Annotated in this window: 19 protein-coding genes and 1 pseudogene; 7 read left to right on the top strand and 13 right to left on the bottom strand. The window is 51.8% G+C overall.

Translation table 11 applies throughout. The features are described 5' to 3' along the window. Position 1: 1 nt before the first annotated feature. Positions 2-1,399, top strand: a complete 1,398-nt coding sequence (locus tag ABIB42_RS05290; RefSeq protein WP_005670275.1) for a sensor histidine kinase — start codon at positions 2-4, stop codon at positions 1,397-1,399. 13 nt (positions 1,400-1,412) lie between these two features. Here ABIB42_RS05290 and ABIB42_RS05295 read toward each other — a convergent pair. Next, positions 1,413-3,041: pseudogene (locus ABIB42_RS05295) on the bottom strand (DNA internalization-related competence protein ComEC/Rec2); the annotation flags it as partial. Positions 3,042-3,212: 171 nt separating this feature from the next. On the opposite strand from ABIB42_RS05295, the gene ABIB42_RS05300 reads away from it, so the two are divergent. Further along, positions 3,213-4,472 (top strand): site-specific DNA-methyltransferase, encoded by a 1,260-nt coding sequence (locus ABIB42_RS05300; RefSeq protein WP_429248004.1) that lies wholly within the window; start codon positions 3,213-3,215, stop codon positions 4,470-4,472. 14 nt (positions 4,473-4,486) lie between these two features. Here the strand turns inward: ABIB42_RS05300 and ABIB42_RS05305 are convergent, their stop codons facing one another. From ABIB42_RS05305 to ABIB42_RS05315, 3 genes are all read right to left on the bottom strand, one after another. Next, a complete protein-coding gene (locus ABIB42_RS05305; RefSeq protein ID WP_429248005.1) occupies positions 4,487-5,131 on the bottom strand; it encodes an HNH endonuclease signature motif containing protein in 645 nt (214 codons plus the stop codon). A 128-nt stretch (positions 5,132-5,259) separates the two neighbouring features. Continuing rightward, positions 5,260-6,879, bottom strand: a complete 1,620-nt coding sequence (locus ABIB42_RS05310; protein WP_429248006.1) for a UvrD-helicase domain-containing protein — start codon at positions 6,877-6,879, stop codon at positions 5,260-5,262. Between the two features lie 5 nt (positions 6,880-6,884). After that, a complete protein-coding gene (locus ABIB42_RS05315) occupies positions 6,885-8,624 on the bottom strand; it encodes an ATP-dependent nuclease (RefSeq protein WP_429248007.1) in 1,740 nt (579 codons plus the stop codon). A gap of 161 nt (positions 8,625-8,785) precedes the next feature. Between ABIB42_RS05315 and ABIB42_RS05320 the strand changes: the two genes are divergently transcribed. Both ABIB42_RS05320 and ABIB42_RS05325 read left to right on the top strand, forming a co-directional pair. Beyond that, the gene (locus tag ABIB42_RS05320; RefSeq protein ID WP_429248008.1) at positions 8,786-9,391 is read left to right on the top strand and encodes a tyrosine-type recombinase/integrase; all 606 of its coding nucleotides are present in this window, start codon (positions 8,786-8,788) and stop codon (positions 9,389-9,391) included. A gap of 213 nt (positions 9,392-9,604) precedes the next feature. Then, on the top strand, positions 9,605-11,497 hold the full coding sequence (locus ABIB42_RS05325; protein WP_429248009.1) for a hypothetical protein: 1,893 nt from the start codon (positions 9,605-9,607) through the stop codon (positions 11,495-11,497). An 11-nt stretch (positions 11,498-11,508) separates the two neighbouring features. On the opposite strand, the gene ABIB42_RS05330 is transcribed toward ABIB42_RS05325, so the two are convergent. Continuing rightward, on the bottom strand, positions 11,509-12,054 hold the full coding sequence (locus tag ABIB42_RS05330) for a hypothetical protein (protein ID WP_429248010.1): 546 nt from the start codon (positions 12,052-12,054) through the stop codon (positions 11,509-11,511). A 67-nt stretch (positions 12,055-12,121) separates the two neighbouring features. After that, positions 12,122-13,207, bottom strand: coding sequence for a hypothetical protein (locus ABIB42_RS05335; RefSeq protein WP_429248011.1), 1,086 nt, complete (start codon positions 13,205-13,207; stop codon positions 12,122-12,124). 471 nt (positions 13,208-13,678) lie between these two features. On the opposite strand from ABIB42_RS05335, the gene ABIB42_RS05340 reads away from it, so the two are divergent. Continuing rightward, the gene (locus ABIB42_RS05340; protein ID WP_429248012.1) at positions 13,679-14,089 is read left to right on the top strand and encodes a DNA translocase FtsK; all 411 of its coding nucleotides are present in this window, start codon (positions 13,679-13,681) and stop codon (positions 14,087-14,089) included. A gap of 92 nt (positions 14,090-14,181) precedes the next feature. Then, entirely contained in the window at positions 14,182-14,517 is a 336-nt protein-coding gene (locus tag ABIB42_RS05345; RefSeq protein ID WP_429248013.1) for a hypothetical protein, read from the top strand. Positions 14,518-14,681: 164 nt separating this feature from the next. On the opposite strand, the gene ABIB42_RS05350 is transcribed toward ABIB42_RS05345, so the two are convergent. Both ABIB42_RS05350 and ABIB42_RS05355 read right to left on the bottom strand, forming a co-directional pair. After that, positions 14,682-15,131 carry a hypothetical protein gene (locus tag ABIB42_RS05350; RefSeq protein WP_429248014.1) on the bottom strand — a complete coding sequence of 150 codons (450 nt, stop codon included), beginning with the start codon at positions 15,129-15,131 and terminating at the stop codon, positions 14,682-14,684. Between the two features lie 23 nt (positions 15,132-15,154). After that, positions 15,155-15,529: a hypothetical protein gene (locus ABIB42_RS05355; RefSeq protein WP_429248015.1), complete on the bottom strand. Its 375-nt coding sequence runs from the start codon at positions 15,527-15,529 to the stop codon at positions 15,155-15,157. A 94-nt stretch (positions 15,530-15,623) separates the two neighbouring features. Here ABIB42_RS05355 and ABIB42_RS05360 point away from each other — a divergent pair, with 94 nt between their 5' ends. Beyond that, positions 15,624-15,848, top strand: coding sequence for a helix-turn-helix domain-containing protein (locus ABIB42_RS05360; protein ID WP_429248016.1), 225 nt, complete (start codon positions 15,624-15,626; stop codon positions 15,846-15,848). A 1-nt stretch (position 15,849) separates the two neighbouring features. Here the strand turns inward: ABIB42_RS05360 and ABIB42_RS05365 are convergent, their stop codons facing one another. The 5 genes from ABIB42_RS05365 to ABIB42_RS05385 form a co-directional block, all read right to left on the bottom strand. Next, on the bottom strand, positions 15,850-17,655 hold the full coding sequence (locus ABIB42_RS05365; protein ID WP_429248017.1) for a recombinase family protein: 1,806 nt from the start codon (positions 17,653-17,655) through the stop codon (positions 15,850-15,852). A 140-nt stretch (positions 17,656-17,795) separates the two neighbouring features. Then, entirely contained in the window at positions 17,796-18,257 is a 462-nt protein-coding gene (locus tag ABIB42_RS05370) for a hypothetical protein (protein WP_429248018.1), read from the bottom strand. Between the two features lie 6 nt (positions 18,258-18,263). Next, on the bottom strand, positions 18,264-18,698 hold the full coding sequence (locus ABIB42_RS05375; RefSeq protein WP_429248019.1) for a hypothetical protein: 435 nt from the start codon (positions 18,696-18,698) through the stop codon (positions 18,264-18,266). A gap of 1 nt (position 18,699) precedes the next feature. Further along, a complete protein-coding gene (locus ABIB42_RS05380; protein WP_429248020.1) occupies positions 18,700-19,359 on the bottom strand; it encodes a ParA family protein in 660 nt (219 codons plus the stop codon). A 161-nt stretch (positions 19,360-19,520) separates the two neighbouring features. Beyond that, complete coding sequence (locus tag ABIB42_RS05385) at positions 19,521-20,267, bottom strand: ComEC/Rec2 family competence protein (RefSeq protein ID WP_429248021.1); 747 nt, start codon at positions 20,265-20,267, stop codon at positions 19,521-19,523. Positions 20,268-20,319 lie beyond the last annotated feature (52 nt).

Consider the following 20,319-nt stretch of genomic DNA (forward strand, 5'->3'; position numbering starts at 1 on the left):
CATGGGGCGGCTGTTCTGGAAGTTCTTCCTTTGTATTCTGCTGGCGCAGCTGACCGCCACGATCGCCATCGGCGGCGCCTTCTGGCTGCGCGACCAGGCGCGCCAGAAGGCCAGCTCGAGCCTCGATTCCGGCCCGCCGGCCGCAGTCGCCCTCGACGCGGCGTCCGCCACCCTGCGCCACGGCGGCGAAGCCGCGCTGCGCGGCCTGCTGGCCGACCTGCGGCGCCCGCAGCTGTATGTGCTCGATGCGGCGCGCCGCGACCTGCTCGGGCGCGCGGTGCCGGCCGAGCTGCTGAAGGAAGCCGAGCGCCAGCTCGGCAACGGTGAACAGCGCGGCGCCTGGCGCGGCGCGCGGCATCTGGTCGGGCCCGGCGGCGAGCAGTACCTCGCCTTCGTCCCGCGCCAGCCGGGACGGCCGGACGGAGCGCGCGGCGGCCCGCCAGACCCGCTGACGCCGGCGCTCGACCCCGGCGCGCGCCGGCGCCTCGGCCAGACCGTCGTGATCGGGGCGGCGGTCGTGGCGAGCCTGCTGTTCGCGGCCCTGCTGGCCTGGTATTTTTCGCGTCCGATCCGCGCCCTGCGCAGCGCCTTCGAGGCCGCCGCCGCCGGCGACCTGGCGCCGCGCTTCGGCCCCGCCACCAAGGGCGGCGACGAACTCTCCGACCTGGGACGCGACTTCGACCGCATGAGCGGACGCCTGCGCGCCCTGATGGATGGCCAGCGCCGCCTGCTGCACGACGTCTCGCACGAGCTGCGCTCGCCGCTGGCGCGCATGCAGGCCGCGGTCGGGCTGGCGCACCAGCAGCCGGACAAGTTCGCGACCACGCTCGAACGCATCGAGCGCGAAAGCAACCGCATGGACAAGCTGGTCGGCGAGCTGTTGACGCTGTCGCGCCTGGAAGCCCTTCCCGACGCGCTGCGGCGCGAGCCGGTCGACCTGACCGAACTGGCTGACGGCATCGTGGCCGACGCCCGTTTCGAGGCCGCGCAGCACGAGGGGCGCGAGGGCCAGTCCAGCGCCACCCGCATCCTGATCGAGGCCGAGGGCAGCGTCGGCGTGACCGGCGACCCGGACCTGCTGTGGAGCGCCCTGGAGAACGTGGTGCGCAACGCCGCCAAGCACGGCGCCGACGGCGGCATCGTGACCGTCGCGCTGAGCGCCGGCGACGGCCTGGCGCGCATCGACGTGCTCGATCGGGGACCGGGCATCCCGCCGGCGGACCTGGCGGCGGTGTTCCAGCCCTTCTTCCGCGCCGGCGCCTCGCGCACCGGCGTCGACGGCCACGGCCTGGGCCTGGCGATCGCCCAGCGCGTGGTGCAGGCCCATGGCGGGGAGATCGTGGCGCGCAACCGCGAGAATGGCGGGCTGCGGGTGACGATCACGCTGCCGCAGGCCTGAAGCGGGAGAGACATCACCGCCCGTGCCAATAGCGCGCGTGCGTCTCGCGATGGGTCTCGACCTGCAGTTCGGGACCGAAGCGCAGCGTGACGGCGCCGCGCTCGTCGGTGCGCAGGCGCCGTATCCCGTGCTCGGCGTAGCGCTCGTAGACCGCTTTTTTGGGATGCCTGTAGCGATTGCGATGGCCAACCTGGAAGATGCCCAGCGACGGCGCCACCGCCTGCAGGAAGGCGGCGGTCGACGAGGTGCCGCTGCCGTGGTGCGGCGCCAGCAGCACGTCGGCCCGCAAGCGCTGCGCGCCCATGCGCAGCAGCGCCGCCTCTTGCGCCGCCTCGATGTCGCCGGCCAGCAGGATCGCCTTGCCATCGGCGCTCACCCGCAGCACGCAGCTGCGCGCGTTGGCTTTCAGGCGCGGATTGGCGTAGCTGGCGGCGTCGGGCGCAAGCATCTCGAAGCGCACGCCGTCCCACTCCCAGCCCTGGCCGGCCAGGCAGCGCTGCCGGCGCGCCGCCATGCGCAGCAAAGGGTGCGCCGGCGGCAGCGACGATCTAACCTCCCCTACTTCCAGCGTTTCCAGCACGGCGTCGGCGCCGCCGACGTGATCGAGGTCGCTGTGCGACACCACCAGGGTGTCCAGACGCCCGATGCCGCGTCCGCGCAGGTAGGGCAGGATGACGCGGGTGGCGCCGCTGGCGCCGCTGGCGCCGGGCGCGTACTGCGGGCCGGTGTCGTACAGCAGGCGGTGGCGCCGGGTTTCGACCAGCAGCGCCATGCCCTGGCCGACGTCGAAGGCGGTGACGCTGAACGCGCCGGGTGGCGGCGCCGTCGGCAGCTGCGTCAACAGCGGGGTCCAGGCCGCGAAACCGGCCCAGCGCTGCGGCCAGCCGCGCGGCGCCAGCATCCATGCGGTGCCGATGAGCGCCAGCGCGAGGATCCAGGGCGGCGGCGCCGGCGCGTTCCATACCGCCAGCTCAGGCGCCGCCAGCCGCTGCAGGGGCCAGGCCAGCCATTCGATCGCCAGGTGGGCCATGCCCAGGACCAGGCTGGCCAGCGGCGACGGCAGGATGCTGCCGACCAGCGCCAGCGGCGTCACGAACAGGCTGATGACGGGGATCGCCACCGCGTTCGCCACTGGACTGACCAGCGAAATCTGGCCGAACAGCAGCAGCGTGAGCGGCGCCAGGCCGATGGTCACGGCCCATTGGGTGCGCGCGGCCACCAGCAACCCCGCGCGCCAGCCACGCGTGCGTTCGCCTAGCCGCCCGCTGCAGGCGTACAGGATGGCGGCGACGGCGCCAAAGGACAGCCAGAAACCGGGCCACAGCATGGCCCAAGGGTCGAGCAGCACCACGATGCCGAGCGCCAGGCACAGGACGTGGGAACTGGATGCGATGCGTCCGCACCAGAGCGCGGCGGCCACCACGGCCAGCATGTAGAAGGTGCGCTGGGCCGGCACGCCGAAGCCGGCCAGCAGCACGTAGATCAGCGCCACCGCCGCTCCCGCCAAGGCGGCGGCCTTCTGGGCCGGAAGGCGCAGCGGCAGCTGGGCGTCGGTCCAGAACGAGCGGCGCCACAGGCTGGCGACGATCCAGGCCGCGAGGCCCGCCACCATCGTGATGTGCAGGCCGGAAATCGAGATTAAGAGTCTATGAATACATAAAACGAGAAGCCTTGCGACCCGCTGGATGTCCAACCGAAGTGTCCACAAACATATGTACAATCGGTAGCTAAAAATTTGCGATAAAAATTCATATTAGTCTTGTATTAGCTGTGGCCTGTACAATCTCAAATTCAAGCACCAACGAAAAAATATATGAAGCAAGACTTATCACATCTCATTGAACAACTCGCTAATGATCTCGCACTCGTCGACATTGACTACCGAGTGGAGACTGAAAAATCCATATCGCCAGACGATCTTCGTGGCGACTGTCTGTTGATAAAGGGCGATAACCTAAAAGCACTTAGCAATCTTTCTCTGGGCTTCGAAGATCGGGTTGATTTCTGCTACATCGACCCACCGTATAATACAGGCGGGAAATTTATTTATCAGGATAAGAGGATTAGTCCTGCGCACCCAATCTGGGGAAAACACAGCGAATGGATGAGTTTCATGCTTCCTCGCCTTGTGCTCGCACGCCATCTATTGAGCCGCACTGGGGTTATCGCAATTAGCATTGACGACTACGAATACGCACAATTGAAGATCCTAGCCGATCGAGTATTTTCCTCCGAATGTTATATCGCTACACTAGTTGTCCGAAGGAGCAATAACGGCAAGGGCGGGAAGCCCGGCGTCTCTGTCAATCATGAGTATGTCCTACTCTACGGCAAAACGTCCGCTGCTGAATTACACGGACTCCCTGAAGGCGAGGAAGGAGCTTATGACAAAAGTGATGAATATGGTGAATTTCGAGTTGATGGTCTGTTCCGCAAGAAAGGGGATGCGAGTCGACGTGAGGATCGGCCATCAATGTACTATCCACTCTACTACACTGCCTCCGGAAAAGTATTCACAGAGCGCTTAGACGAAAGCTGGCCAGAAGTATTTCCAGTCGACTCACATGGCGCCGAGCGGCGTTGGCTTTGGGGGAAAGAGAAAGCAGCGGAAGAATCGTGGAAGCTATTCGCCTCGAAGAAAGGAGTAATCTATGTTAAGAACTACAACAGAGATAACAAACGAGTGAAGATCAGAAGTATTCTTGACAAACTAGGCTATCTCACTGAGCGGGCGACGAATGAAGCGAAAGAAATCTATGGCGAAAGGGTCTTCGAAACACCTAAACCGTTAGAGCTTATTCGGGATCTTATTGATTGCTGCTCAAAAGACAACGCAATCGTTCTCGATTTTTTTGCTGGGACTGGAACTACCGCGCATGCTTCATACCAGCTTAAGAAACGCGACGGATCACAACGCAAGACAATCCTGGTCGAGCATAGTCATGTAATTTCCGCGGACCATGCTGCAACCAAGGAAGGATTTTTAACAACAGCAGAAATTACCGAACGTAGGCTAAAGTTTATCCAAGAGCAGGATCCCAGCTATTCGTTCTCCGTAATAGCAGTAGGATAAACGAATCAATAAAATCAAACCCTCTCACTCGAGTTTTCTGAAAAATAGTTCGATAACCACTCCTTTGCCACAACTTTATCCGAATGGGGAATAAACTGTAGAATTGCCTTAATATTCAGCTTTCCGGTCTGGTCGTCCCAAAGATTCTTTTTTGTCACATTGTGGCGACCACACAGCAGTTGATAATTGCCGAGTACGTTTAATCCGCCATCGTCGTGATTGTGAGCAGTTTTGTGATCCACTTGCAATTTCACTGTTCCCCCGCCGACCGGATCACGCTCTCCTTCACGGAGGTTACAACCTGGGTAAACGCAAGCCGGCGATAGTTCAAGCAAAGCAGCCTTGATCTTTTTGTTAATAGCACGCCGGACCTTTGCCGTCTCCCGCCGATCTGTTGACTCTAGGCAATACTCGCCGTTCTTAAGACTCGGATCGTCTCGCTGAGTAAGTATGGTGTACCCTCGGTCGGTACGCAGCTCGGATACTCGCTGGTGCCAGTTCTCTGGCTCGTTACCCGTGATAGGATCCCGTGCAACCTGCTTTAGATGCTCATTACTAACGACCAGGCCAACGCTGTCTAAGAAAAAGGCTTCAAGTCTCGCCGAAATAGAACGCTGCTGATACGCTTTACTGACACTAGTTAGTTTTTCCCTTGCCATGCTTCTCCCTCCAAGTAAGCTGACTTCGTAGCTTACATGGATTGAAAATTTCTGTCTAGGCGGCAAGAGTCGTGTCGTTAAACTGTACACCAGCCCCGTACGGACGCCTGACGACAGGAGCCATCATGTTACTTGTATAGCCCACTCAGCCCAGGTCGATCGAAAAACTGCGATGGGTTACCAGCTTTGGAATCCCCGCTAAAATTGATTCGACGTGTTGAATGTACCAATGCGCACCCCTTTTTTGCTCTTGTAATGCCTACATAATGCAGATTTAGACACTGTTCCTCGTCGACGAAAACCACATCATAGTTCCCCTTTTCAAATACCCGTTGGGGAATGATCCAATCATAAAGATCCAGATGGTAAACAAACGAAAATTCCAATCCTTTCGATTTGTGCAATGTCATAAGTTGAATCTGCTCATCACGAACCGGATCAAATAGGCTCAGCTGATTCGGGTCACACAAGACGCTTTCCAGCTCTTCGAGTGAACCATGCGGAGTTGCTTCTGCCAGGATCAATTCAGCAGTCCAGAGCAACTGTTCTTTTAGGCGCGACTGCTCGACTTGCCTACACTGCTTTATCGCCCGTCGAACAATCGATACTTCTGTGCGACTCATCTTATCAAGTAGTAACGACTCCACGAAAGATTGGATCGGGGCACCACCATCACTTCTTAGAGCCAGCAATCCAGCGAAAATCGATGAGTGACGATAATTAGAATTACTCAAGTTTGAATCAGAAAATAATCGACTTGGAACCTTAAGTTCCCGCCTTATTAATTCAGCGGTGCCGCCGCCCCTTGTAAGGATCGCAATTTCTGAGTTATGCAGTATCCCATACGCCTTCTTAAGCTCTTCGATATGACTATCGATCCACTTGGCGATCTCCGCCTGTGCACCATCAATTTTACAGCGAAATACTTTTACTTCATCAGTAGGAATTAGATCGCATGATGGAGCTAGTACACGATTCGCATAATTTGCGATAGATGGATGACACCTATGGTTTTGCGTAATCTTGAATTCTGTGAAACCACTGTCCCGGTCGCACAAAGATCTTAGGAATCTTGGGTCACGTTTGTCGTATCCAAATATCGACTGGTTCGCGTCACCAACTGCGACCGCGACAAGCCCAAGCTCTTTAAGCCCTAAGAACATTACGTGCTGTGGCTCACCAGAGTCCTGGTACTCATCCACAAAGACGTGAGTAAAGCGGGCTTTCAGGTACGCTTGGCAGGCGGCAGAATGTCGAAGCACATGCACAGCCATAATGCCTACAGTTTCCAGTATTATTATCCCACGACCTAAATACCTCAGCGCTAAAGGCAAAATCGTATTAATCTCTGATGTAGTTAAGTGTCGGGCCTGTTCAGAGAATTCGGCTTGCTGAGCTGCATCGAGTGACTTAATGCTGCGAATGGAGATTTTAGTTGGAGCGCCTACAGCCAAGTGCGGAAAAAACGGAATGAGGATCTCAGAGATGCAAAACTTGTCAATTGTGCCGAAATATGACCGTTTCACCTGGACTGCGAGCCGCACACATCTGCGCCGCAACTCATCACTTGACTTATTTGTATATGAAATTGCGATAACGCCTCGATGATCTGGCAGCTTTTGAATTATCTTCGCGATCTTTAGTGATATTATTGATGTTTTTCCACTTCCAGCACAAGCCGTGATAACCGCATTGCCTTGATGCTGAATGGCCAGGCGTTGCTCGTGGGTTGGCTCAAATTGTTTCATATCGCCTATTCATCCGCGGCAAGAACAACACACATCTTCAGAGGTTTCGCCAGTTCGCCACCAGCTAAGCAGGACAATGAATTCCCATGCTCCTTCAAAAACGCCCGCATTCGCACCGCTTTCTGATCTTGAAGATAAGCGACCGTATCCGTAACCTCGGGGCCTTTAAACTTCCTGTACTCGTCAGGCAACTCGATCCCCAAGTCCGTCTCCAAATCATACATTGAGATAAAGACCCCAAATGGGTTCACAAACTTAGAGACGCTCGCCCACGTTCCGTCATTAACACTTTCAGATTGGGTATAAATTGCCGGCCTATGTGGCATGGCGGGGTTACCGACTAATGCCAGACATCGATTAAAGCCCGCTAATTGCCTTTGCTCCAGCTTCGCGCTCGCTGGGCCAGTGCTGATCTTGGATATGTCGTTATCAGTGCGAAGTACGAAGGGAATTTCCATTGACCGCAGAATCTGTGCATACACTTCGAACTGGACTCCATCGACCGATAAGATCGATATATTATAGAAGTCAAGGTCAATATCAATTCTGGAAGCCAGCTGACGGTAAAACAGTAACTCAGATGGCCCTTCCACTAACAATACAACAGTTGCAAAGAAAGCCTCTGCTGGAAGGATACTCATTCTATATCCCATATTATCCCAAGCAGTATTGATACAGTTTGAACAGCCTCCTGACGCTGCCCACGTGACGCCTTTACTTGACTTAAGCTTAATAATTGATTCTGGTGAATAACCAGACAAAATCTGAGGAGAATGCGTGGTAACGATTGTTTGGCCTATCAGTTGCTTGGACAAATAATCGGCAAGTCGCCGCTGCTGGTGTGGATGTAAGTGAGCCTCAGGCTCTTCCACGCAATATATCACAACCTCATTCTCAGAATCAAACTCCCGCATACTCTTGGCCTTCCAAAGCGCCAGCAAAATTTGATTATTTCGACCATCGCCGCCGAGTATTACCTTCGAACCATTAGTTGTGCCTGCCAATTCAAGCTTTTCAACAAATTGAGAGACCTCCATAGCAACACTGTTCAATTGAACGCCGTAGTTTGCATGATGATAAGCCAAAGATTTAAGTTCAGCATTTACATCATTTGTTGCCGCTGAAACGTAATTCAGCTGACTTACAAGATTGTTAACTTTGGTCAGAGTCCCGCTAACTTCATTCAGTATCTCATTATCTTTCTCGATTTGTTGCGGAGTACGGAGATCTTGAGCCAACTTCAGTAGATTTCGTTTTTCGGACTGAATAAACTTACCTAAGTCTCTCCGTGAATCGACAACTTTCATACAAAGATGCCTTAAGTAGAATCTGGTTGGCACTTCTAGCAGGCTCGTCACATCTCGCCCCACAAAAATCTTAAACCCCAAACTCGCCTTCTCGGCCTGATACTGAAATACGGTCCGTCCATCGTCTCCAACGTTTCCCGCCAAGATCGATAATACTGCGTCTTGTGAAACCTCAGCAAAAGTAACAGTTATCTCAGCAGTTTCGGCGCTGACGCCAGCTGTATTGATGTGAAAGTCAGACTCAGACGGTTCAATGTCTTGCTCGGAAAACGATCGGTCAAGCAGCAGACGCAGAGCAAAAATTAGGTTGGTTTTTCCGACATCATTCGGACCTATGATCAGCGACCTTGGTCCAAACTTGATCTCCGTATCCAAGAAGTTCCTATACCCTTTAATCCTTACCGAATCGATCCTCATTAACCGCTCCTTACGTATCATCTCAACAATACGTTATCACAACTGTTGTTGCAAATGTTTACAAATTACAATTCTAAAACATACATAACGAAATCAATAACTTAGGGTATATTCAGGAATGTATGTACTTACAATGTGTTGCAATTTATAGTAGCAATACTTTTAACACATTGGAAATGTTTATGACGGTTGAGAAAAAGGCTCCGGTCCTCTCGGAACAGGAATTCCGCCAGGTTGTTGCAGTTGCAAGAACGCATGAGCAGGGAAACCGCAATGTCGCACTTCTCTACTTTTCCGCTGCGCTAGGCCTTCGTGCCAAAGAAATGAGCCTCCTGAAAGTCCAGGATGTAGTGGCTCCGAACGGTACGATCAAAGATGAGGTATTACTCAGTCGTAGCACGACGAAAGGGCGCAAGCAGCGCCTTGTCTATCTTACGAACAAAGAACTTCGCAAGGCGCTGACGTCATACCTACGAGAACGGACTGGCAACGGCATGGCTGCGCTACACCCTGAAGCCCCCTTGTTTAAGTCGAGGAAAGGAGGGCCATTCACTCCTAACACGATGCAGATGCTGTTCAAACGCATGTACATTTCTGCCGGGCTTGATCAGGCGTCGAGCCATTCGGGACGACGTACGTTTGCGACCTCACTCATCGAACATGGAGCGGATATCAAAGCAGTCTCTACTTTGATGGGGCATGCATCTGTTGCTATGACTGCTCGCTATGTAGAGGACAATCCCGTCCGCCTGCGCAGGTTATGTGAAAACATCCAACTGGGCACTTAGATAGTATTTTGCTGGAGCGGGAATCGCTCCAGCACTTGTGTACAACATATTGCTCTACTCCCCCTTCCCTCTGTATATTCTGTATCCCACATGTAACCGCCGCTCTTATACTGCCGAATGAGACCACCTGATCCCTCCCTCATTGACGATGACGAAGCACCAGCCCGACTTCCTCCTGACGGGTATAACGCCGCGGCTGCCAGCTTTTTCAACTTGAATTTCAAAGCCGTAAGTAAAGCTGATCGCAAAGCGAACTTGGATGAGCTGGCGAGGAAGATCGATAGATGGCATAAAACACGCGTGCACGAAGGCGAACCTGCACCAGATGGCCTTGTCGTTCTGATGCCGGAGGGGTATGGAAAGAGCCACCTCGTGCTTGACCTGATCGAACGCGGGTTCAAAGTTGTATTTGCCGCAAAGTCCCACGGGCAGCTAGACGAAAAGGAATTTGGCTTTCGAGACCTCCACGGCCTAAAAACACATCGAACCGTATCAAAACGTCAGAATTTCCGTGCTCATCTGGAGCTACTTGGACTGTCCGCAAATAGATTTAAATTTGTCGAAACTCAAGCGGCGAATCCGTACGCTCCGTCTGAGGTTTCGGCACCCGAAACAACAGCCGCTCTGCGAGAGTTCTTCGACAAGCACAACTTGCCCTATAACGCAGATGAGTTCTTCAACGAGCACTACCAGTTATTTGAACCAGAGGATGCGATTGCTGCTGTCGATGCGGACGTCTTTCTAGTCACTTTCGCTGCTTTACAGGCCGCCACCACCAGTGAGCACACCCAATGGTGGGCAAAGCTTGGACTGATTGAAAAGACCAAATACAAGGACCCCGAGGAAGTGGAGCCGATCTACCACGATGATTCCGCGAACCTTACTGGCGAAGCCCGCGAGGCCGTGCACTTCCCACATCGGAAGATTGTGATTGTTTACGATGACCCGGACCGTTCTGACGTAGACTGGATGCGAAGGGTTTCGGAAAAGATCGCCGAAAGACTGATGCTTGCGAATGTCAAGCGCACAACGCGACGAAGAAAAAGAGAAGTAGCTGCCAGCTGGGTGGACCATTACCCGCACTTGGCCAAAACGTTGGCCGCCGGCCAGCAGCAACGCAATGATGAAATTCGCGCAACTCCCAAACACAAGTTAATCGAATTCAAGGGTTCCACCTATCTGGAGCGGCCACTCGAACTGACTATGGGGTACGGTCTGCACTCCAGGTCCTCGCGCCCTAAGATCGTCATTACCACAACGGAATGGCTGACTGGTTACTACGCACTACGGACACTTAACCGAAGCGGCTTGAAAGCAGCCGACCACGTCGATCTCTTCCACACAGCTGACTGCATCGTTACTGCAATATCGACAACAATTACACGGAAGCGTAATCATGCCGTCCTGTTGCCAATCTCAGAAAAACTAAAACAAGAATTTCCCGACCAAAATGTTAGCTTGATCGCTGATGGCCTTGGCTGCGAACTAAACCTCTCCAACAACAAGGGGCGAAATGACCTCGCTACGGCCACGACTATCATCAAGCTTTCCTGGCCTCACCCTAGCATCAACTCCACTATCGGCGCTCATTTCGCTGATGTTGAGAACCCCAATTATGACTTGATGATCGCAACTCAGCTTGCCGATTTAGGTAACCAAGCGATCGGTCGCAATCAAGGCTTTCGCTTTCAAGGCAGGCAAGCGATTGTTCTAATCGATCCGAAGTATTTCAAGGTAATAGCTGAGCAAAACCTCCTGCGCTATAAGTTAACTCCGTGGAGTTCTCAATTGCCAAACTTCAACAAAAAAACTACCAAGAAGGCAGCTCTTGCTGCTCTGCAATTTTCTAATGATCAGTCACCTCTAGAAAAACGACTAATCGAACTTATCGCAAACTTTGAGTCGTTCGGCCTTTCAGATGAAGCCCAGAGTATTGCAAAAAAGATGCCAGAATGTCAGCGAGCTCATTACAACGAATGGCTTGATATGCATGGGTCATCGGAGGCATTGGCCGCCAAGGCTGAGCTTGCGGTAGCCCTGCGAGCGAAAACGGCTGAGAAGGTTCGCCGCCATCGGGAGAAAAAGAAGGCTGCGTCGAAAGCGTAAGCGACAATAACTTAAAAAACTTCACCATGTCCCTCGACGGATTCCAAAGACCAGTGTTCCGCAAGAGCGTAAGTAGAAAGATTAAATTTGGGTTCAATTAAATCTGAGCTCTGCATAGCATGGGACTCTCCCCAAGTCCCGCCGTCGTGATATTCGAACGTAAACCCTAATCTCTCGTAGAACCTGTTACGTCGATTCCGTTCAGCTAACGTCGCCGCATCTTGCCCCTTCAAGAGTATGTTATCAACGGGCACAGACGGTCGGCTTTTTATCCATCTAATGAGTGGAATCATCAAGAGCGAGCCGATACCCAAACCACGCAACGATTCTCGATTTATTTCGATGCGGCCATCGCCGATCTGAACATTACCTGAATCATATTCGTTAGGTGCTTCATATCTCACCACCCATTCTGCAATTGATGTCCAATCTTTATCGGGCATCCCATAAAACGCTGAAACTTTAGCGATAAATTTTGAATAATCGAAAACTACAGCCAAGTAATGCTCTCTACTATCCTGATTATAGATTCGAAGTTTTTCGATTTTTCTTTGCATAGCCATTTATCCATCGGTGATTAAAGATTGGGCGGCTTTCCGGGCGCCCGGAAAGCCGCCCATCGCTTCACAGCAGCTTACCCAACCGCTCTTTCTTAAGCTTGATCTGGTAGCCAGTTGCTTGCTCTACAAATAATTCTAACCCACAAGTTGGTACGTCTAGCCTGCTTAAAAAGCCATCATGCATAAGTATGCCAGGAAAGTACTCTGATCCAAACCATTCATGAATGGCATCCATGACAGTGCGCTCAAGGCGAAGGTAAATGGCATGGCGATGCGCGGAAGTGGCACGAGACTGAGGGGCATAGCGTCCCTCCGAAATTAGGAGCGTTGCTCGCTCGTGCTGGTCTGCAAGAATCGCATAGCGCCACATCTTCCTCAAATCCGCAACTAACGCTTTGACGAATGAATCCTGCTTAAGTTTCTCAAAACTTATTCGATCCTCACCCAGCAGACGGTAGATGGAGCAGCGTGAATGCGGGGTCAGAGGCGCCATAAAAAAAATTGACTGAAGAAGCTCCTTAGCTTTTTCCAAACTGATCCCGCATAATATCATTACCAAGTGTCGAGTTTCGATCTTCTTGCTAATAAGTCGTTCGACGGCAGGAAACGGGAATGCAGCACCAGGATACGTTCTCTTAAAGTGCCTTGCCGCATATTGGTAAACCAACGTCGCTGCACATGCGTCGATATCATAGTCAAACCATCCCCCTCCCGAAAATGCTTCCTTTCTGTCTTCTCTTCGGAGATTCTGAATCGGGTGATAACGTCGAGTACCACTGTCCCTGTACTCGGGAGCGACCTCACCGGAAATAATCGACCCAAAGAGCTCGACCGCAATCTCAACCGAAGTTTGGGGGCTAACGCCGACAAAGGTGCACAGCTTTTTGTAGCCCGCTTCGTTCAAGTAGTACGAGTAGGACGATTTTCCGACCTCGTACCCGCCAACCTGTATTAGCAAATTTGAACGAAGCCAGCGCCCAAATGGCTGGCTAGTGTTGCCGAATGTCATGCGAAGAGTCGTACTGCTGATGGACTTTGCACGCTTTTGCCCGATCATTGGTTTACACCATTGCAGCACTGTTTGCAGTCGTTGTTGAACTCGAGGGTCATCCACGTTCGGTTTGTAGGAGCTCAGAGCGAGTGTAGTCATATACCTTCCTCAAAAAATAACAAATAAAAGGGGCCTATGCCAACAAAAGGGCGCGAGCAGTCAAACTCACAACGGTTAGCGGGTCCGCATGATGCCACACCTTAACGAAGAAGAAAACTCGATGTGAACCTTGTCAGGCTCGCCGCTGGACGCAGCTAGCGATCGTCGTCTACCAAACTTGTGTACAACATTGTGCTTACCTTCTGCTGCCTTGTGATATCGTCCACTGTCGATCGTCCGGTAACCATCCTTCTTATACAGACGATCTAAACACAGTCATCCGCTTAGCGCACGACCTCGTATTCTTTTTGATTACTTATAAATACATCATCCACAATATCGAAGAGAAACGCTATGTCCAGTTATACCTTTGACCTTCCCCCGCCGGATTCTCCTGATGACTCCACCGACCCGTCGTCTCCGTCCTCCCACGAATCGGTCTCATCAGAATCGAGGCATCACGAACCGGATATGCGCACTGTCACCTTACGCATGCCAGGCACATTGCTTGATCGACTCGATAGTTTCGCATCCAAAGCTGGCACTAATCGAAGCCACGCCTTACGGCAGATTGCAGCGCTGGTTCTTGACTCGATCAAGAATGATCCAGACATTGGAGATTACAACGCTCAGGTCGCACGTTTATATCAGCGAGCGCGCGAAGTAGTCTTGAGTGAGGGGTACGTCTCAGCTGTTTTGTTACAGCGCCACCTCCGCATTGACTATCACATTGCCCTCCTGCTGATTGACGAGCTGGAGAAAAACTACACAGTTACGCCTCCTGATGAAGAAGGACGACGGATATTGACCCTTCAAAAACTGATTGCGAACGCCGAAAGCGGATTATGGTACGAGCGCGGGCATCCGCGCCCACGGCCGTAACATTGTCGTTACAATTTCACTGTGTACTTCTCTGGCGATCGGTATAAATTTGCCATATCAACAAACCTTCATACATACAGATTGGGGAATTTATGACTGACGCCATCCAACAAATCGTTGACACTGCCACCACCCTCGACCAGCAGCCACATAAGCCAACGCCGATCGGTCGCCTTGCGATTGTGGAGGTCGATAAAGCACTGGCTGAGTGTGAAAAAACGATCAAAACTCATTCGGAAACCGTAAAGGCGAAGCTGGCCACGAATGCAGCCATTCCAGGCAACGTTTTGCGTGAACTATCTCGTGCCAATGGGATAAAGGCTAAGCTCGTCATGCGGCGGATTGCTTTGCTCGTCGAAGCTGGCGACCATGCGGCTCTAGATTTGATCGACAAACTAATCAAGCTGAAGCCAGCAAAGACTGCCTAAGCTGGCAATATTGTAGGTTTCAAATAAAAGAGGGCCCGCATTAAATGCGGGCCCTCTTCTTTCATACATAGGGTGATGCTCAGAGACCTTTAAACACTCGGATATATATTCTTATATGGTGGTTAGACGGAGGTCTCTGGGCCTCATCTTAGTGACGCAGATAATCAATTTTCACTTAAACATACTAGTTGCATCGGCTCTGTATCGGGATTGGCTTCGCTAGAAACCTTAACCCGAATAATTTCGCCCCCATTTCGTTCGGTAGGGCTCACTCGAAGTATATCAGTCGTTTTATTTAAGGTGCCATTGCCAACGTCCAGAAAACCCGCTATCGACATAAACTGATCTCCATCCTCCCGCCACACGCGATCAGCTTTGTAAACCTTTTTTCTTCCTGCACTTGTAGTCATCATACCGTTCTCGAAGTCGAAAATTATGGTTCCGCCATCCCAAAACGCGGGGCTGCTCTGAGTACCGCAAGAAAGCTGCATGGGAAGCTCCGATTTCGGATCTCCCAGATGGCGAGACAAAAAAATTGCTACGGCCAGTAATCCGATCACAGTCGCGCTGCCCATCAACTGGCGCTTGTTCACATTTGAAAAATTTTCACTCATATTAAACTGCATCCGCCTGAAGATTAGCGAAGATCGTCAGCGACGACCCAAGCAGTGCCGCCACTATTCCCGACCTTAAACACTTCGCCGCCGTCGGTTATTTCACGATCCAACATCTCTACTTCGATGCTGCCACCAACCCGTTGGCAGCCATCGACAAGCACGTAGCCATTGATGTCTTTCGCACGAGCATGCATCACCGCATATCCCAGGTTCTGGCACAGCGCACCTCCTGCACGGACATAGTGAACATCGTTCGAACCGGGCAAATTCGTAAGATCGCTGTCGTCATTCGACAGGCCATACAACGCAGCTAAGCAACCTACCGCGCCAAGGATGACTACGTTACGTCGTACTGTTGCAGGTAAAGCCTTCCAACGCGTAACAAAGTGTTCCATAAGTCCTCCAAAAGTTTGCAGAAATGAAATATTAACATGCTTTTGTAGACTATATTCCGTGGATTGTGGGTCTCGTCGACGGCAAGCTGTACCCATGACGAAGGCTCACGATCCGACACTTGCAGCGATAGGGAAAAACGTAAAAAGGATTCGTAGAGCGTCCGGCAAGACTCAAGAAGGCCTTGCTCTGGAGGCGGAGATCGACAGGACCTATGTCTCGCAGATCGAAAGGGGTATCGCGAACCCTTCTGTGCTTGTGCTGAGAAAAGTTGCTTTCTGTCTCGGGGCGACCCTTAGTGAGATCGTCGCAGGTGCATAGCTTAGGCATCCCCCAACTCTACTACGACCTTAAAGGGATCGTCATAGTTCGGGAAGGCAACTCTTAGCGCACCACTCTTAGCCCTAATGATGAAATTTCTTCTAATATCTTTGCGTGATGCATAGCGTCCTCTCGCACCTCGACCAGTACGCAAAGGTTCTGTGCGATAGTGCGTGTCAACGTAGGCGTTCACACGATCAACTTCGAACCCGCTAGCCAAAAGCTCTTCCCGCAGTTGCTTCTTCTTCTCGGACGACATAAGCTGCCCCGCAGGATACACGTCAATCCTGGCGATAACATGGCGGATACGTTCTGCAAGTAGACTCCTGAGCTTGAAACGCTCATCACCTTCTAATGACTCAAGAAAATTAATTGCGTATTGTATCGACTCCGCTTGATCAGCTTGGTTTCGAACCCTGTTAGACAGTGAACTGATCTGTTCCTGAACTTTCTTCCTTGTAGTCTCCAGTTCCTCTCGCTCCGACTCGATTTTCCGAATGCGCGCAACTACTGCCGCGGGCGCGTCACCGAGTTCCAACACAGCAAGCAATTTTTCCAAGCGATCGTCACAGGTTTCGATAGCAGCCGACAGGGCATGCATCTGCTGCGTTAATGTAAGACCTTGTTTATGCTGATCATTGTGATGTCTTGGCTCTGCTATTAAATTATTCAGATCAACAGATTTACAGAAAGATAGAAAGCTTTTTTCAAATGCTTCGTACTCCCATTGAACGGCATAACACCCAAGTCCACGACGTGCACCATCACAAACTAAAACTTTTTTACCAGGTCGAGTAACTTTCGTGCCATCCTCAGACCGAACACGTTGTGCCGCGCCACCAGCAAGAACCATCGTGCTCCCACAGTAGCCGCACTTGACAAGTCCGCTGAAGAGATTAGGCACATCTTTTCCCTTTCGTGCCCTGGCCCCAGGTTGCTTCCTTTCGGATCGAAGGTGCTTCAACAGATTGAACTCATCCTTCGTAATTAAGGCCGGATAATAATCAGCGACCGGCTCACCATGCTGCTCAAGCGCACCCCTATTCCACAGATGGGGCTGAAATTCGCCATAAAGCGCAGTGTTATTAGTTATTTTTTGAATGTAGGATGAGTGCCATCCGCTGCCGTGATTCGAAAACTGAGGCTCACCGCGTTCGTTAAGCCGCTTAGCGATTTGCGCTTGCCCCATCCCCATTTTATGCCACGAGAGGATTTCTCGCACTAGCTCAGCACGCTCAGGAATAATCTCGAAATGTGATTTATCCTGACTCAAACGAAGCCAACGTGGACACTGTGCCGTCAGCTTTTTCTCATTAATCTTAGCTCGTTTGCCCGCCCACGCTGCTGATACGCGGTGACTTTTCATTATCGACTCTTCATGGGCTCGAGCCATGATAGTGATAGAAATAATCAAATTCCCAAAATTATTACCAACGGACTCGGTGCTATACACCATTCGATCGGCAAGCGTAACAATCGTAATACCACGGCGCAGAATCGATATGAAAAGTTCAAGCGCCGCAAGGACTTTATCTCGGGAAAGTCGATCAAGAGACTCAACAAGCAAATAAGATCCTTTTTCTATTCGACCTTGCTCGATAGCATCTAAGAAGCCTCCTAGAGCACCGCGTTCAATGTTTGACCGGTTAAACGCAGATAAGCCTAGATCGTGCATATGAAGCGAGTCGTCCAAGACAAGACCCTGCTCTCTCGCATACTGCTCAGACAGCTCAACTTGTCGACGTAACGAATCTCCCTTTCTCTGCTCGGTAGTCGAAAATCGAATGTAGCTATATGCAACTGGCACAATTAACTCTTTTAATCCTGGAATATAAATTATACAACTTAATGTGTTGTTTTAGAACACTGAGATTCAGTCTCGAATAATGAACAAGAGCTCTCAAGATTACATGCTTACCTGCTGGCGTTAGACCACCGAGAAGGAAATCATATTTTGAAAACCGAAAAATCTATAGCTCCGCCAGAGTGCACGGGTATAGCCGCCAACGCCTGCTGGTAACTATGAGTGGCAAGGAAAACATCATTTAGGGTAAGCAGATGTATGTCTATATGGGCAATGTCTTTCTGCCCAATTATCAGCCTGCGGAAACTATCTTGATATCCAACTCCAGCAACATATACACAAACCTTCGGCTGAAGCCGCACCAAATCAGAATGAAGATTTTTACCTTCGTTTAGATCAATTAGCGTTGATGATAACTTACTTTGAAAGTGACCGAGCAAAACCCCGTCAATGTCAGTTATAGCTCCATCAACTGACCCATCTGGCCCAGCAGGCCCTGGTATGAATGACAAATGTTCGGCTAGACGTTGACCTATTTGTTGCTTACGGATAGTTGTTGAAAAAACCACTCCCGCTATGAACTGAGTCGAGTAATATCTATCCATAGTAGGTCACTTAAGTCTGCAACAAAGCTCAAACAATCCTATCCTAATCAGATTGTCAAAAGCGTCGGGAATTTTGCTTTTCGCTATCGCATAGAGCGCTTCTTCAGATGGTTTGAAAGTAATTTTTTTTGCCCCCGACTCACTGTGATCAACGTGAAGTGGTAACTGATTTTCTTTTACAAAGTAATAAGCAGCACAGATTACTTCGTTCAAACCAAAGTCTTTACCGAAGATGGCCTGCAATTTAAGAAAATCGCGGTAAAGACCTTCGCTCAGCAATATCTCTTTACCTTTACCGCGTCCAGCATATTTGAGTGTCGCTGCCTGAACAGCAGTTCGAACATAATAGTCGCTTTCCTCAGCAGAAGACACAGGACCCTCTTTGTTTGGCTGACCCGGATTCTGCGGCAGCCTACGCCCTTCGGCATTGTCTTTGATCATATTACTTTCCAAATATCATATTATAGTAAACATCATAAAGATATTCATATCCCGCATACGTCCAAATGTACTCGAAATCGCGAAACATCGCCATTCCAAACACCAATGGATCAGCTGGTATTAGGTCTGTAAACGAGAAGGAAAAAGTGACAGCAGGGAGAAAAGGAATAATGCTACCTTCATCAATTCCGATAGGTACAATTTTCACGACCGGATTTAAACCTGTCGCGATCAGAGCCTGAATAGAATTGAATACATGCCTTAGCTGAATTAGCCCTCCCTCATCACCATATTTAACAGGGACCAATATTATGTCTGGCTCAATCTCAGAGATAATCTGTGCAGCACTGAAAGCGTCTGGCGTTGTGTCAAACACTAAATGCTCAAATTTTAGTTTACCTATCTTTGAAATACGTTGACTGAGAGCGTGTCGACTAGTCGGACTCAAAGAGTTTAATGTTATTACAGATAAAGAGTTACTTATTTCGACAACCTTGTCAGTCTGCGGTAGATCACCTCTCAAAAAGAAACTGTAGCTATTGACCTGCCGATCACCATCAACCAAAAGAGTGTTACCGATGCCAGACATTACCCCAGTAATGTGGACCGCTGTCGTAGACTTACCGACACCGCCTTTAAAATTAATACATAATATTTTCATTAGAATCCCAAACTCCGACAACTTCTATTTTTTGAAAGTTACATATTAAATCACAAATAGTTATAACAGAACAAGAATCAACTTATAATTATATAATTTTAAATTAAAAAGGTAATTTTAACACCACTTTCGTAGCTGTGAGATTTATGTATTCATAGACACTATATCGACACCAGATGGCTGATGCCGGTGCGGTTGAAGACGTCCCAGTCGTCCTGGTCGATGCCGCGCTGGTCGCCGATGACCAGGGCCACGATGACGCCCGCGTAAGGCTCGCCGTCGAGGATCGCCAGGATGCGCGTGCGCAGGTAACCGCGCGCGCGTTCGATCGCGTAGCCGGCGCCAGGTGTCCAGTCGTCCAGACGTTCGTTCCGGCTGCCTGCGGGACGGACGTAGCCGGTGGCGCGCACGCCCTGCTCCAGCAGCCAGGCTTCGTAGTCGAAGCCGTGGGGGTTGGCGTTGCCGTGGGGGCGCTGCAGGCGCACCACCAGGCGCCAGCGTTCCCCGGGGTGGATGAGGGCGGGATCGGCGGCGGCGGCGCCGTACCAGGACAGCACGATCCTGGGCGGGACGGTGGCGCCGCGCGTCTCGGTGTGGGCGACGTCGAAATGGAAGCGCACGCCGCCGTCGAAGCGGTGCGGGAGGCTGGCGATGGCGCCGATGACGGTGATGTCGCGGCCTTCGTCCCTATGTGGCAAGGCATTGTGCAGGGCCAGGTGGGCGGTCAAACCTGCCCAGGCAAACCCAAGAAGTGCGCCCGCGCAGATGACCGTCGGCGCGCGGTCTCGCCATCGGCACGCCAGCACCGCGGCAAGTGCGCACACGAGCAGGTTCGGCGCCGAGGGCAGCGCCGCCTGCAGCTGCATCCAGGCGGCGCCGGCTGCAAACGCGAGGATGGCCAAGCGCATGGCTGAGTGTCTCGATCCTCGTCGCTGTCGACAGGACGGGAAAACCTGGTGG

Source organism: Massilia sp. UYP32, from assembly GCF_050434365.1.
GTDB lineage: Bacteria > Pseudomonadota > Gammaproteobacteria > Burkholderiales > Burkholderiaceae_D > Telluria > Telluria timonae.

Coding starts and splice junctions, on each gene's coding strand:
- ABIB42_RS05340 (WP_429248012.1), top strand. CDS start 13,679: ATGCGCACTGTCACCTTACGCATGCCAGGCACATTGCTTGATCGACTC.
- ABIB42_RS05370 (WP_429248018.1), bottom strand. CDS start 18,257: ATGGATAGATATTACTCGACTCAGTTCATAGCGGGAGTGGTTTTTTCA.
- ABIB42_RS05360 (WP_429248016.1), top strand. CDS start 15,624: ATGACGAAGGCTCACGATCCGACACTTGCAGCGATAGGGAAAAACGTA.
- ABIB42_RS05300 (WP_429248004.1), top strand. CDS start 3,213: ATGAAGCAAGACTTATCACATCTCATTGAACAACTCGCTAATGATCTC.
- ABIB42_RS05330 (WP_429248010.1), bottom strand. CDS start 12,054: ATGCAAAGAAAAATCGAAAAACTTCGAATCTATAATCAGGATAGTAGA.
- ABIB42_RS05315 (WP_429248007.1), bottom strand. CDS start 8,624: ATGATACGTAAGGAGCGGTTAATGAGGATCGATTCGGTAAGGATTAAA.
- ABIB42_RS05335 (WP_429248011.1), bottom strand. CDS start 13,207: ATGACTACACTCGCTCTGAGCTCCTACAAACCGAACGTGGATGACCCT.
- ABIB42_RS05380 (WP_429248020.1), bottom strand. CDS start 19,359: ATGAAAATATTATGTATTAATTTTAAAGGCGGTGTCGGTAAGTCTACG.
- ABIB42_RS05385 (WP_429248021.1), bottom strand. CDS start 20,267: ATGCGCTTGGCCATCCTCGCGTTTGCAGCCGGCGCCGCCTGGATGCAG.
- ABIB42_RS05290 (WP_005670275.1), top strand. CDS start 2: ATGGGGCGGCTGTTCTGGAAGTTCTTCCTTTGTATTCTGCTGGCGCAG.
- ABIB42_RS05310 (WP_429248006.1), bottom strand. CDS start 6,879: ATGAAACAATTTGAGCCAACCCACGAGCAACGCCTGGCCATTCAGCAT.
- ABIB42_RS05375 (WP_429248019.1), bottom strand. CDS start 18,698: ATGATCAAAGACAATGCCGAAGGGCGTAGGCTGCCGCAGAATCCGGGT.
- ABIB42_RS05350 (WP_429248014.1), bottom strand. CDS start 15,131: ATGAGTGAAAATTTTTCAAATGTGAACAAGCGCCAGTTGATGGGCAGC.
- ABIB42_RS05305 (WP_429248005.1), bottom strand. CDS start 5,131: ATGGCAAGGGAAAAACTAACTAGTGTCAGTAAAGCGTATCAGCAGCGT.
- ABIB42_RS05320 (WP_429248008.1), top strand. CDS start 8,786: ATGACGGTTGAGAAAAAGGCTCCGGTCCTCTCGGAACAGGAATTCCGC.
- ABIB42_RS05355 (WP_429248015.1), bottom strand. CDS start 15,529: ATGGAACACTTTGTTACGCGTTGGAAGGCTTTACCTGCAACAGTACGA.
- ABIB42_RS05345 (WP_429248013.1), top strand. CDS start 14,182: ATGACTGACGCCATCCAACAAATCGTTGACACTGCCACCACCCTCGAC.